Consider the following 14,131-nt stretch of genomic DNA (forward strand, 5'->3'; position numbering starts at 1 on the left):
GGTATAATGTCGCCATTGTAACCACAAAAGTGTAAAGATGACAGATTACAGCAACTCTCCCGAATTAAAAGACAGTGTGCTTGGTAAATCAACTGAGTATATAGACACCTACACACCTAACTTATTGTTTCCTATTGCCCGTAAACTTAATCGTGACGCGTTAGGTGTTAGCGAAAATAACTTACCATTCAAAGGGCAAGATATTTGGACTGGCTATGAGTTATCGTGGCTCAATAATAAGGGTAAACCAATGGTTGCTGTAGCGACATTTGTGTTTCCTTGTCAAAGCAGTCACATCATTGAGTCAAAATCATTCAAGCTGTATCTGAATAGTTTTAACCAGACACGCTTTGCAGCTATTGAAGACGTACAGCAAGCTCTTACTAGCGATTTATCTGCCGCCGTGAATGCGCCTGTCGTCGTCACTTTATATAAAGCTGACGATTATAACTGCTTGCCATTTACCGCGTTACCAGGCGAGTGTATTGATGATCTTGATATCGAAATCACCAGTTATGATATCGACTCAAGCTCGCTTCGTCACAGTGGCGATGACGTTATCTCAGAAACACTACACAGCCACTTGCTAAAATCGAACTGTTTAATTACCTCACAGCCAGATTGGGCAAGCGTGATTATTCGCTACAAAGGTCAAACAATCTGCCATGAAGCCTTATTAAAATATTTGATTTCGTTTCGTACTCATAACGAGTTCCATGAGCAGTGTGTAGAGCGTATTTACTGTGATTTAATGCAGCAATTAAACCTTGAAGAGCTTGAAGTGTATGCCCGCTATACACGCCGAGGTGGTTTAGACATCAACCCTTATCGCTCAACGAATCAAGATGAAACACCCTTTCAAGTGAAAATTAATCGCCAATAACTTTGATGACAATAAAAAACCGAGTTGAACTCGGTTTTTTATTGTCTGAAGATTAATTATTCGTCTTTAAAAATACCCACATACGTTGGTGATGTATTTGATTTACTCGCACGATACATACCCGCAGTATTAAACGGTAAGCTGATATTGCCTTTAGCATCAATGATGATCACGCCACCAGTACCGCCAACAGGCATTAAAACATCGTGGATTACCTCGTTACCCGCTTCAACTATCGTTTTACCTTGGTATTTTACACGCGCGCAAATGTCAGCAGCCACATTGTAACGAATAAAGTACTCACCATGCCCTGTCGCCGATACTGCACATGACTCGTTTTCAGCAAAGGTACCTGCACCAATTACTGGTGCATCACCAACGCGGCCAAAGCGTTTCGCCGTCATGCCACCGGTTGAAGTGCCTGCGGCGATATTGCCGTTTTTATCAAGCGCAACGGCACCGACGGTGCCCATTTTATAATTAACTGGCAAGGCTTGATGTGCTGCTTGATAATCTTTACTGGTTACTTGTTGCTTATCTAGTTTTTCTTTAGCTTTTAAAAGTGCTTCATAGCGACTTTCTGTATCAAACAGATTATTTTCAACCAAAGGAACACCTTGCGTTTTTGCAAAGTCTTCAGCCCCTTGACCGCTCAGCATCACGTGCACTGACTTTTCCATCACTAAACGAGCAAGGTTGATTGGGTTTTCAATGTGTTTAATGCCTGCAACTGCGCCAGCTTGTCGATTACGGCCATCCATTATCGAAGCATCTAATTCATGCGCGCCATCATAGGTATACACAGCACCACGACCAGCATTAAAAAATGGCGAGTTTTCAAGTACATTGATAGCTGCTGTAATTGCATCTAAGCTCTCACCGCCCTTCTCTAGCACTGTGTAGCCAGTTTCTACTGCCTCTTTTAATTTTGCCCGATAGGCTTTTTCTTGTTCTGCTGTAAAGCGGCTTTTTTCTATGGTGCCAGCACCACCATGAATGGCAATAGCAAACGGCTGCTCTGCGCTGTAAGTTGGAACACTGAGTGACAATGCGCTAAGCGCAATGGCTGAGGTGAGTAATGTTTTTAACATAATGGGCACTTATATTTATTTTGGTGATAAGCCCAATGTGAATAATTCATCGGCAATTTTCAAGTATTACCCGATGAAAGAAATAAAAAAAGCGCCAAATGGCGCTTTTCTTTAGCTGTTTAAAATTATGCTTTAGCAGCTTTTAAACGTGCCAGACGTGCTACTTGATGAGTAGACGTTAAGAATGAGTAGATAGGCGCTAAATAGCCACGCTTACGAAGCTCAAGGAACTCTTCATCGCTTAATGCGTTTAGCTTTTTCTCATCTACAAGGTAAATACCACTGATGTCCTTTTTCTCACCTTTGATATCTACAGTTAATGTTTGCGCAACTAAAAGCTCTTTATCAGCTAAGAACTTAGTGAATGCGTCTGTTACTTGAGAAAACTCGATGAAAGAAACAAGTGCTTCTTTACGACGTTTAAGGTATTCAGTCTCTTCACCATTTTCGAAAAGTGCATTACCCGTTTCTTCACTTACAAGTGGGCTTGCTTCGTCAATAACGATACCAAATTGGTCTCCCTCAGGGTGTTTTACTAGACCAAGAGGATAACGTGTCATCGCCATAGGTGCGAAAGCGGCTGTCCACTTGTCATCTTCGATAAATAAGTTTTCGCCTGGCTCTAAACCAAAGATCGCAACAGCTTGGAATTGACCTGATTCATTGTTTTTAACAAAAGCCATTGGAAATTCATTTGCGATACGTGCAAATTCGTGGGCAACCACAGGAACTAAATGCTGAGATTTCATGAACTCGACATGGATGCCGTTTTGAATTTTAGTGTTGGCATGTTTTTCGTTATGTAAAGGCTGTACTTGTTGCTCCGCCATGATACTGCTCCATTATAATTTTATATATGTTTTGCTGTTAGTGCCCAAAGCCTATCGGTTTTAGACACAAAAAGGAAGTGAAAATTTTGTGGCAGATTGTACATTATTTTTTAACACAAATAATTACTCAACAACGGTTAAAAAATAGCCTAGAAAAGCGGTAAACTAAGGCAAAATCCCCTCGCCTCTAACTAATTATTTTTGTTAGTATATTCATTAATGATGAGGAATTTACTGAGCATTTAAATGGAAAGTTATCAATTAAATAAAAACTATAAAGTGCAGGTAATCAATATTGAAAGTATTGATGAAAACATCATTATTATTGATGATTTTTTAAGCCATCTTCAAGGTGTTTATCATTTCGCATCAAACGTCGCATACTTTCAACCTATCGGCACAGATGGCACCTTGTACCCTGGTAAACGCGACGAAATGCCAGCCCCTTATTACCGAGTGTTTGAACAACTACTGCAAAGCTTAATAACGGAAGGTGTTATAGATTCTGGAAATAACAATCTCTATTTGCATAAATGTAAGCTCTCGGTTGTAACGCAATCTGCTAATGAATTACATGTCATGCAGCGCATGCCACATATTGATTCAACAGATGATAAAACCTATGCTGCTGTACATTATTTATCGAGTAAAGAATGGGGTGGTACAGGTATTTATAAATACAAACCAACAAATACAATTAAAATTACCGCTGAAAATCAAAATATCGTCCACGATATAATCAAAAACGTACAACAACATGAAAGTACACATCAAGGCTATTTAGATGAAAGTACTGAGCTATTTGAAAAAATTATTGATATAGAGGCAAAACCAAACCGTGTGGTACTTTATAAAAGCAACCTGCTTCATAGTGCGGCCTTAAAAAACAACCTACCATATAGCCAAGATATTAAAAATAGTCGACTCTCTATTTCATCGTTTTTTAGAATTGAATAAGTGGCTTGTTAATTAAAAGCCACTTATTTGCTGTTTACTGTTTTTGCATTCCAAACTTTTTAATTTTCTCGAGCAGCGCTCTGTGTGTTGGAAGCTCACCTAACAACTGATTAACTCGCTGTTGCTTTAACGACGTTAATTGCTCAAAACCGCGCACAGTATTTAGTGTGTCTGATGCAGGAAGGTAACGCATGCCAAACAATACATACAAGTAATTCTCAAGGTCGAACAAATCAAATTTACTTGCAAAGTCTTCTCTATTTGGCGCAAATCTTTGCCAACGCGCTAAGTTATTTTTCAATTGCGGAGATAGTTGCTCATCTTTACGGTTATCAATCCAGAACTCAGAATCAGTTCTGTCTGAAATACAGTAATGCATTTTTATAAAGTCAAACGTCTGCTCCCACACGTAATTAACATGGCGATTGTAGTCATCAATCACTAATGCAATATCCGCTTTACAGCGAGGAAAACGCTTTGCTAGTAGGTTTGCAGAAAAGTCAGCGATTAAAATTGCAGTGGCTTCGAGTGGTTCTACAAATCCTTGCGATAGACCAATGGCGACACAGTTTTTATGCCACATTTTTTCCCTTCGCCCTACTTTCATAGGGATTTTTCTGGGAGTTAGATGGTTAAACTTTTCACCTAAATATTTGTGTAATTTGTCTAACGCTTGTTGTTCAGTCATATATTTAGATGAATACACAAAACCAACACCTCTTCGCTGTGTGAGGGCAATATCCCAAATCCAGCCTGCTTGGTGCGCGGTTGCAATTGTATAGGGAGGAATTTCATCATCTGGCGAGGTAGGAACTTGTAGAGTGATCGCAGTGTCTGTTAGTAGGCAATCTGACTTATCTAAGAACTCAACTCCCAGCTTGTTGCCAAGAATTGCTGCAGAAAAACCGGTGCAATCAATAACAAAGTCAAATGCCATTGCCACATCATGTTCATCAACTAAGTGTGTTATGTAGCCTGCATCATCTACTACAACATCTTTTATATCTGCAAAATGATGTTTTACAGAAAAAGATTGCTCTGCGTGACGACTTAAAAATGCAGCAAATTTTTTGGCATCAAAATGATAAGCATAGCCATTAACACCCATAAATTCTGGGGTAGTAATCGTCTTGGGTGCTAAGTTTTTTTCACAACATAAGTGCTGCTTTGAAACAAACGAAGCATAGTCAGACGACTCATTTGAAACAAGCCAAGCATCTGTTAGTTGCTCACCGAAAATATGAGGATGATCAAACAAATGATGATAAAAATTACTGCCATGTTTTGTTTTATCCAACCAATTAACAAACTTAATTGATTGCTTAAATGTCACATCACATTCATTAATAAAATCGCTTTCGCTAATACCAAACTTTTGTAATGAGTTACGCATTGAAGGCACTGTACCTTCGCCAACACCGATTGTAGGAATAGTCGGTGATTCTATTAAAGTAATCTCAATGTTACTTCCTTGCAGAGACTGCCCTAAATGATTAGCAGCTAACCAGCCTGCGGTTCCGCCACCAACAATTGCGATTTTCTTTATCATTATTAACTCGCTTTCATTTACTCACAAAAAAGCCCAGTACAAACTGGGCTTTAATAGATTCGTTATCTAATTAAAATTAGAAACGAAGCGTAACACCTAGCTTGTAGCGTGCTTCACCTTCAAAGCTCCATGCTGGGTAGCCATTACGAAGCTCTGGAACCACTTCAGCATCGCTTGGTGCAACACCAATTTGAATGCTGTCTTCTTCAGTTAAGTTAACAGCTTCAAATGTTACATCAATATTCTCAGTTACACTGTAGTTCGCGCTGAAATCTAATGTACCGTATGATTGGTGCTCACGGTTACCATAGAAACCAGGAAGCTCACGAATCATGTACTCTGAACGCCAGTTATAAGCTAAACGCGCTGAGTAAGTATCTGTTTCATAGTAACCAACTAAGTTTACTGTATGCTCAGATGAATCAGAGAATAGAGGAATTTGATCTGGGTAATTTTCAGCCTCAGACGGTGCATCTACAAACGTATAGTTAACTGAGTAACCAAAACCGCTGTCAAAACCATCTTGAATTTGTAGCTCGATACCTTCAATTTGACCGCCTGTTGCATTCAACTTAGTTGAAAGAGTCCAGTTATCACCTTGCGTATCAGGGTCAAAGACACCAATCTGTTGGTTTAAGATTTGACTAGATGTAACAAATGAAGTGATGTCTTTAAAGAAGTACGTCGCACTTACCATGCCATCACCATCAAAGTACCACTCGATGCCTAAATCGGCCTGAGTTGCTTTGAATGGGTTAAGACCCACATTACCTTTTGTTAATACTTCGTTACCTGCTGTGCCATCTGAATAACCTGCAAATGAAGACGCAGAGAACATATCGGTATAGTTAGGACGTGCAATAACCTGTGCTGCAGAAGTACGTAGAATCACATCTTCAGCGATATCAAAAGCAATGTTAATGCTTGGTAAAATATCGTTGTAGCTCGCTTTATCTGTGCTTAATGTGCTTTCATAAGTACCGTTGGCAAAGCCATAGTAGTCAGATTCAGCATCTGTAGAAATATAGCGTAAGCCAAAGTTACCACGAATAGATTCTGCAGAGAATTCTGCCATTGCATACACAGCAAAGTTTTCTTCTTCAATTGTACCATAGCCTGAACGATACACATCTGAGTCGTTATCAAAGCTTACAATTGCGGCACGAGCATCTGTAATCATTCTATCAAAGTCTGGCTCAGGTAGAGTAAAACCTGCACCTGAAGACATAGTACCTGAGAAGTATGTTTCACCATCACCTGTAGGTAATACATCTGTTAGTGTCGTTGAGTAAGTTTCTTGTTTAACTTCGTGATCAGCCCAGCGGAAACCTGTTTTGATAGCTGTAATCGCACCAAAATCTACTGGGAAGGTAAGATCTAACTGTGCGTATGTTTCTTCATCTGTATTAGGCTGTTTCTTAAGTGACCAACCAGCTGGAGAAAGTGGACCTGTAAAATCTGATGGTTCAAAGTATTTGTTATTGATATCAATTTTAATTACTTCGCCAGTTGCATCATACGTACCCGCATAATCAGAGGGTAAACCAATGAAGTTACCGTAGTTCGCTGTTAAGTCTGTACCACCTTCTGATTCAGTAGTACCGAAACGACCTTTTAATGTGAAGTTTTCACCTTCATATTTAAGGCTAAAATCAGCTGTATCTGATGTCATGCTCGCAATACGCGCCCATGTTTGTACCCAACCTGGATTTGCACCTTCGCCAGTACGACGGTAGAAAGTACACGTTCCTGATGCATTCGTTTGCTCACACGCTGCATCTTTATCATCAGGGAACATCACGAAGTTTGAGGTATTTGCGTTGTTTGCATCTAACTCTAGGCTCATGATATTCAAGCCTAATTCTAGATTTTCAGTTGGGCGATACTGGAATGTAGCATTTAATGCTGTACGCTCACGCTCTTGTTGGAAAGTGGTAGGAACAATGTCACCCCAGCCAATTAGTGACTCAATACCATTACGTTGATAGTTCGTTTCTGCCCATGAAACTGAACCTAGAACACCGAATGTTTCTTCATCATTTTTCCAGCTAAATAAACCTGAAATTTGCGGGTCAGTTTCTTCAGAAATAGTACCGTAATCTGCTTTAGCACTTAAGAAAGTCGTACCAGCATCAAGGTCTAGTGGTTTGCGTGTATTAACAATAACAGTACCACCTACACCACCTTCAACGATGTCAGCTTGTGACGATTTATAAACCTGGATTTCACCTACAAGCTCAGGTGGTAATAGAGTGTAGTTAAAGCTACGGTCGATAGACTGTTGGTCGTACCAACCAGTTGATGCCACTGTTTGACCGTTTAAAAGAGTACGTGTAAGTTGGCTAGATGCACCACGGATCGATACTTGCTGGCCTTGACCAAACTGACGGTTAACTGCAACGCCCGAAATACGGCCAAGCGCTTCACCTACGTCACCATCAGGAAACTTACCTACATCTTCTGCAGAAACAGCATCGACAACGCTGTCAGCAAAGCGTTTAGTATTCATTGACGCTTCAAGTGAACGGCGAATACCGCGAACTTCAATAACTTCAACGTCCTCTTGAACTTTTGTTTCATCTGCTGCATAGGCAGCACCAGTGAATCCGGCACTCATTACAAGACCGATATTAACTGCTAATAAGCTCTTCTTAAAATTTTTAGCTAACACAGGATTCCCCTTGAATCATTTTGTTGGTTTTATATCACTTCTGCCCAGTGATGATGACAACGCTGTCATCTAGTAACAAACCATACACTCTAAATTACATTTGTGCTACATCTTTTTGGCTGTTTTGTGCAAAAAATTTACAACAAAATAATTAAGATATTGAAATTAATGAAATTTAATATTGAGCATTTAAGAATTGTTACATTTAAACGGCGCAAATATAACATGAGATTTAAAGTATATGAAAAGCATAGTTGAGAGTTTTTAGGTACAAAGCACCTATTTTAAGCAATTTTTGTAAGCTTTACTTTCCAGAGGTTAATTATTAGCCATAACCAAAAGTTATAAAAAAAGGCTTAACTAACAATCAATTAGTTTTGAATTAAGGTGTATTTTTATAACCACGCCAACATTGATAAATTTTATTTAACTTTTTCAGGGCAGAAAGCGTCAAGGGGATTGAGAATAAAAATCAATACTAATGACAGCGTTGTCATTTTTAAATTATAACGAGCATATTATTTAATGTCTAATGCTTTTTGTTCCTTATTTAAATAAAAAAGCGAGCCTCAAGCTCGCTTTCGTTTAATGTTTTTAAAACAAGTAATTATGGAGCCCAATAAACTTCAATATTAATTGTTGGGTGATTCAAAACAGCGCGTAAAGGCATGTCTGCAACAGCCCCGCCCTGCTTTGCTTGTTTATACACTTCAAGCTTTTCTTCGCCACTGATTAATAACTTGACCACTTTAGAATCAGCAATGGCAGCAAGTGTTAATGTCATACGCTCAGTTATCTTACCTGTAACATCACTTTCAATAGCATTAATAGCGCAAACTAAATCATTTGTAGCTAAACCATGCTCTAAACCTTCAGCATGTGGAAAAAGAGAAGCAGTATGGCCATCTGGCCCCATACCTAAAATTGTTACATCAAAAGGACGCTTTAAAGATTGGTATGCTGCTTCACATTCAGCAACGCCCTTTTTTGCAGTCGCTGCGCTATTTTTCATCGTAATGAAGTTAGCTGCCGCGCCTTGGTTTTGTAATAACGTGCTTTTAATAAATGCTTCATTACTTTTTTCATGTGATGCATCAACCCAACGCTCATCAACCATAGCAACATCAATATTTGCCCAATCAAGCTCAAGGTTAGATAAGTGTTCATACGCAGGTGCCGGTGACGAACCACCAGATACCATTAATACTGCACGGCCATCTTGTTTAATGCCTGATACTAAACTTTGCTCTAAACTTGAAGAAAGCTCAGCTGTTAACTCATCTTTAGTCGCAAAGAATTTTTCAACAATTGTTGCCATCGTATTTACGCCTTATCGCCAGTGTTAAACCATACATGGTTATTTTCATCTAGTAATTCATCAGCATCTTCGGGACCCCAGCTACCTGCACGGTATAACGAGGGAGCGCCTTTTTCTTGCCAACGTTCGATAATTGGATCAATCCACTTCCAAGCTTGGCGAACTTCATCGCGGTGGATAAATAGTGAAGGGTTATTAGCAGCCGCATCAAGCATTAAACGTTTGTATGCATCAGAATGGAAACCATTACTGTATGCTTGAGACAACTCAATATTCATTGTCACAGGCTCTAACTGCATTTCTAAATTATCAAGACGCTTTGACATAAGCGTTAATTGAATTGTTTCTTCTGGTTGCAGGCGGATCACTAAGCGGTTTGGCTCAATATTGCCAACGTTATCGCTGTATACATTGTGAGAAACTTTTTTATACTCAACAACAATTTCAGCACAACGCTTTTTCATACGTTTACCAGTACGAAGATAGAAAGGAACACCTGCCCAACGCCAGTTATCAATGTGTGCACGAATAGCAACAAATGTTTCTGTTTTACTTGCGCCCTCGTTTAATTCTTCTAAGTAGCCTGGCACGATTTTGCCATCTAAATTACCAGGTACATATTGGCCTCGAACAATATTTGCATCAACGTCTTCCGCAACAAGCGGACGCAGTGATTCAAGCACTTTTAGTTTTTCTGTGCGAATACTATTGGCTGTTAATTTGTTTGGCGACTCCATTGCAACAAGACAAAGCAGCTGTAATAAGTGGTTTTGCACCATATCACGAAGTGCACCCGCTTTATCGTAAAAGCCAGCACGGCTTTCAAGGCCCACTGTCTCTGATAGACTGATTTGGATATTATCAATCGACTTAGCATCCCAAAGATTTTCAAACAATGAGTTTGAAAAACGCAGTGCCATTAAGTTTTGTACCGTCTCTTTACCAAGGTAATGGTCGATTCGGAAAATCTGTTCCTCAGTAAAATACTCGGCAATTTTTGCATTAATTTCTTCTGCGGATTTTCCACAGTAACCAATCGGCTTTTCAACAACCACGCGCGACGTATTTGTGATCAGGCCTTTCGATGATAAAATCTCACAACAACTACCGTACACTGCTGGCGGTAATGACAGGTAAAATACACGAGACTTGTCCGCTTCATGCTCATCTAAAATGTCTTTTAACTTATCCCAATCAGCATCCGCTTCTGTAACATTAGTCACAACAGGCACTAAGTAAGCAGAAAACGCTTTCCAGTCTTTGGCGTTATATTCACCCTTGCCAAGAAACTCTTGTAACGCTTTATCTGCTGTTTCGATGTACTCTTCTCGCTTACTTTGGTCACGTACCGTAGGGAGAATGCGAGAACCTTGAGGCAGGTTGCCTTCTTGATAAGCGCGATACATTGCAGGTAGTAATTTGCGTAACGCAAGATCGCCACCGCCCCCAAAAATTACGATATCAAATGGATTTAGCATATATCACTCTCTACATTGGCAATGCCATGTCTTCACTTCATGCAGTGTGGCAATGCGAATTGTTGTTTGGATGATTGGCGATGTTTAAAAACACTTAACAAAGCCTATTGAATTTATGTAAGTAGCTTACTCATTGTTCTTATTTTGGCTGAAGTAAATGAGTCTTAGGGGCTCTGTAAATCCTCTCACAAAAATACAGGCCCTAAGAACTCCAGCGCTACCCGTTCAAAGGTATTTGGTTTACAGCTAATGCTGCGAATCTTTTACTGCTTACGATGTGCTTTATAGTAAGCGATCAGTCCATTGGTTGAGCTATCGTGTGGGTGACTCACTGCGTCATCAAATAGTTCAGCTTCAATTTTAGAGGCAAGTCCTTTACCTAGTTCAACACCCCATTGGTCGAATGAGCAAATCTCTAAGATAATCCCTTGGCAGAAGATCTTGTGCTCATAAAGTGCAATTAAACGACCCACTGTTTTTGCATCCACTTTGTCCAGTAGCATTGACGTGGTTGGGCGGTTGCCTTGGTGAATCTTATGATTCAGTAATTCTGCAATTTCGGCTTCCGATTTACCTTTCGCGGTTAAATCAGCCGTTACTTGCTCTGCATCAACGCCTGCCATCATGGCTTCTGTTTGAGCAAAAAAGTTTGATAATAAAATATCATGATGCTTGCCAACATTCACTTGCGGCTCAATAGACGCAATAAAATCAGCGGGCACAATTACATTGCCTTGGTGCAAGCATTGATAAAATGCGTGCTGACCATTTATACCAGTCATACCCCAAATAATAGGTACTGTCGTATAAGGTACTGTTTCGCCAGCAAAGTTTACATGTTTACCGTTGCTTTCCATTTCACCTTGCTGTAAGTAAGCAGGTAACATATGCAATGCTTGGTCGTACGGCAATATTGCTTGCGATGTATGACCTAAAAAGCTTGTATTCCAGACACTTAATAGCGCCATTAATAGCGGTACGTTTTGTTCAAATTTAGCCGTCTTGAAATGTTCATCAACTTCAAACGCACCTTCAAGGATCTCTTCAAACGCTTCGAAGCCTAAATACAATGCGATTGGTAATCCTATCGCACTCCATAGCGAAAAGCGACCACCGACCCAATCCCACATTGTGAATACGTTTTCATCTGCAATTCCAAACGCAGCTGTTTTTTCTAAATTAGTGCTCACAGCTACAAAATGTTTGGCAATGTGCTCTTGTGCTTGCGCCGATTGTAAAAACCATTCAACCGCTGACTTTGCATTGGTCATGGTTTCAGATGTTGTAAATGTTTTTGATGAAATAACAAAAAGCGTTGTTTCAGCATTTAACTCTTTTAATACAGAGGCAATCTGTACGCCATCAACATTTGAAACATAATGCACTTTCAATGTGTCATCGGCATAGGCTGCAAGTGCCTCAGTGGCCATTTGTGGGCCTAAGTTTGAGCCACCAACACCAATCGCCACAACATCTTTTACGGCCTTACCGGTATAACCTAACCACTCGCCACTGCGAACCTTATTAACGAACTGCTTCATTTTAGCAAGTTCGTTGTTCACGTCATTCGTTACATTGTCGCCATCAACCATAACGGGCGAATTAGCGCGGTTACGAAGTGCAGTGTGAAGTACGGCGCGATCTTCGGTGATATTAATTTTTTCACCGATGAACATTTTTTCACGCCATGAGCTGATATCACATTCATTCGCTAGTGCAATTAGCTGCTCAAATACTGTTTTATCTATATGTTGCTTTGAATAATCAAATAAAACGCCTGGGATTTGAGCGGAAAACTGCTCGAAGCGCGAGCTGTCATTGGCGAATAAATCTTTAAGATGAATTTGTTTCATCTTTTTTGCACTGTCACTCAATGCTTGCCAACTAGCTAACTGCGAACGGTTGCTCATAAATGAAATCCCCTAAAAAACTTGCAACAATTTGATATGTAACTATCTTTTTAATTAAAATGAATAAAGACAGCAATTAAAAACACGAAGTTGGTTAACACTAAGTTAAAATGACAACGCTGTCAATGTCCTACTTTTACATTTTATAGTCGAGATAATAGCGCAATTTTTCTCTTTTGACACCGGTATCATAAAAATTATCTCAATTATTTTACTGCTAATTTGTTTGAACATTCGATACACTAAACAACTTATATTAAATATTAATGTATTTATTAAGAATTAAAGTGCATGGGCTAACCATCTTTCAGTATTATTATAATACAATTTAAACTAACTATAAAGTAACAGTATGAAAGTAACAATAAATGATGTAGCTAAGCTTGCGGGGGTTTCCATGAAAACCGTGTCGCGAGTCATAAATAAAGAGCCATCGGTTAGAAAAAAAACCTACGATATCGTCATGGACGCTGTTAATACGCTTAACTACCAACCGAACTTAGCAGCTCGTAACCTTGCCGGAACATCTTCTTTCACTGTAGGCTTAGTCTATGACAACCCTAATGCATATTATGTTATCGATATGCAAAATGGTGTTTTATCACGCTGCAAGGAAGAAGGCTACGAGCTGGTTATCCATCCATGTAATTACCTAGACAGCAACATGGAAGATGATTTTAAAACCATGATTAAGCGTTCTCGCTTGGCTGGTTTAGTCTTGACCCCTCCTTTATCTGAACAAAGTAGTATTATTGATATGCTCGATGAAATGGGGATTCATTATGTTCGTGTGTTATCTGGCCGTCCTACTGATGAAGAGCAAGATACCTGCATCTTTGTTAATGACTACGAGGCCGCTTACGAAATTACCTCTCACCTATTATCACTAGGCCATACTCATATTGGCTTTTTATGTGGTGACAAAGAGCATAAATCAACAACTGAACGTTTAGAAGGGTATCAAGCAGCATTAAAAGATCACAATATTGCCCTAAATGATGAGTTAATCTACGAAGGCCAATATTCGTTCGAGTCAGGTGTTGAAGGTGCGAAAGCACTCTTGGGAACCGATAACCCGCTACAAATAACGGCTCTTTTAGGCGGAAACGATGAAATGGCAGCTGGTGCTTTATTTGCTTCACGTTTAATGGGAATTGAAATCCCTGAGCAATTGTCTATTACAGGATTCGAAGACTCGCCTTTCTCGCGTCAAACATGGCCAAAGCTGACAACAGCTCATCAAGCCAATGATGTTATATCTCAGCACGCTGCTCGCCTATTATTTAGAAAGACACGAGGAGCACGGAACCAAGACAAAGAGATCATCACGACATTTACCCCGTCATTAGTTGTTCGTGAAAGTTCAGGGCCAAAAACCTAACGATTCAATACTGTTACGAAAAAGCCGCATTAACATGCGGCTTTCTTATACCAACTTGCTTAA

10 protein-coding genes are annotated in these 14,131 nt (G+C 39.7%); 3 read left to right on the top strand and 7 right to left on the bottom strand.

The features are described 5' to 3' along the window. The first annotated feature begins 37 nt into the window (after window positions 1-37). Window positions 38-883: an NADPH-dependent 7-cyano-7-deazaguanine reductase QueF gene (queF, locus tag L3V41_RS00920; RefSeq protein ID WP_062569947.1), complete on the top strand. Its 846-nt coding sequence runs from the start codon at window positions 38-40 to the stop codon at window positions 881-883. Window positions 884-939: 56 nt separating this feature from the next. On the opposite strand, the gene L3V41_RS00925 is transcribed toward queF, so the two are convergent. Beyond that, window positions 940-1,974 carry an isoaspartyl peptidase/L-asparaginase gene (locus L3V41_RS00925; protein WP_062569946.1) on the bottom strand — a complete coding sequence of 345 codons (1,035 nt, stop codon included), beginning with the start codon at window positions 1,972-1,974 and terminating at the stop codon, window positions 940-942. A gap of 125 nt (window positions 1,975-2,099) precedes the next feature. Beyond that, the gene (locus L3V41_RS00930) at window positions 2,100-2,804 is read right to left on the bottom strand and encodes a SapC family protein (RefSeq protein WP_062569945.1); all 705 of its coding nucleotides are present in this window, start codon (window positions 2,802-2,804) and stop codon (window positions 2,100-2,102) included. A gap of 246 nt (window positions 2,805-3,050) precedes the next feature. Here L3V41_RS00930 and L3V41_RS00935 point away from each other — a divergent pair, with 246 nt between their 5' ends. After that, window positions 3,051-3,761, top strand: coding sequence for a DUF6445 family protein (locus tag L3V41_RS00935; protein ID WP_062569944.1), 711 nt, complete (start codon window positions 3,051-3,053; stop codon window positions 3,759-3,761). Window positions 3,762-3,795: 34 nt separating this feature from the next. On the opposite strand, the gene L3V41_RS00940 is transcribed toward L3V41_RS00935, so the two are convergent. From L3V41_RS00940 to pgi, 5 genes are all read right to left on the bottom strand, one after another. Then, window positions 3,796-5,313: a tryptophan halogenase family protein gene (locus L3V41_RS00940; RefSeq protein WP_237127266.1), complete on the bottom strand. Its 1,518-nt coding sequence runs from the start codon at window positions 5,311-5,313 to the stop codon at window positions 3,796-3,798. 73 nt (window positions 5,314-5,386) lie between these two features. Continuing rightward, a complete protein-coding gene (locus L3V41_RS00945) occupies window positions 5,387-7,981 on the bottom strand; it encodes a TonB-dependent receptor (RefSeq protein WP_157066218.1) in 2,595 nt (864 codons plus the stop codon). 607 nt (window positions 7,982-8,588) lie between these two features. Further along, window positions 8,589-9,299: a 6-phosphogluconolactonase gene (gene pgl, locus L3V41_RS00950; protein WP_062569942.1), complete on the bottom strand. Its 711-nt coding sequence runs from the start codon at window positions 9,297-9,299 to the stop codon at window positions 8,589-8,591. 5 nt (window positions 9,300-9,304) lie between these two features. Beyond that, a complete protein-coding gene (gene zwf, locus L3V41_RS00955) occupies window positions 9,305-10,777 on the bottom strand; it encodes a glucose-6-phosphate dehydrogenase (protein WP_237127021.1) in 1,473 nt (490 codons plus the stop codon). Between the two features lie 263 nt (window positions 10,778-11,040). Continuing rightward, entirely contained in the window at window positions 11,041-12,687 is a 1,647-nt protein-coding gene (gene pgi, locus L3V41_RS00960; protein ID WP_237114243.1) for a glucose-6-phosphate isomerase, read from the bottom strand. A gap of 352 nt (window positions 12,688-13,039) precedes the next feature. Here pgi and L3V41_RS00965 point away from each other — a divergent pair, with 352 nt between their 5' ends. Further along, window positions 13,040-14,068 carry a LacI family DNA-binding transcriptional regulator gene (locus tag L3V41_RS00965; protein ID WP_062569939.1) on the top strand — a complete coding sequence of 343 codons (1,029 nt, stop codon included), beginning with the start codon at window positions 13,040-13,042 and terminating at the stop codon, window positions 14,066-14,068. The last annotated feature ends 63 nt before the right edge of the window (window positions 14,069-14,131 follow it).

Source organism: Pseudoalteromonas sp. L21 (genome assembly GCF_021728035.1).
Classification (GTDB): Bacteria; Pseudomonadota; Gammaproteobacteria; order Enterobacterales; family Alteromonadaceae; genus Pseudoalteromonas; species Pseudoalteromonas arabiensis.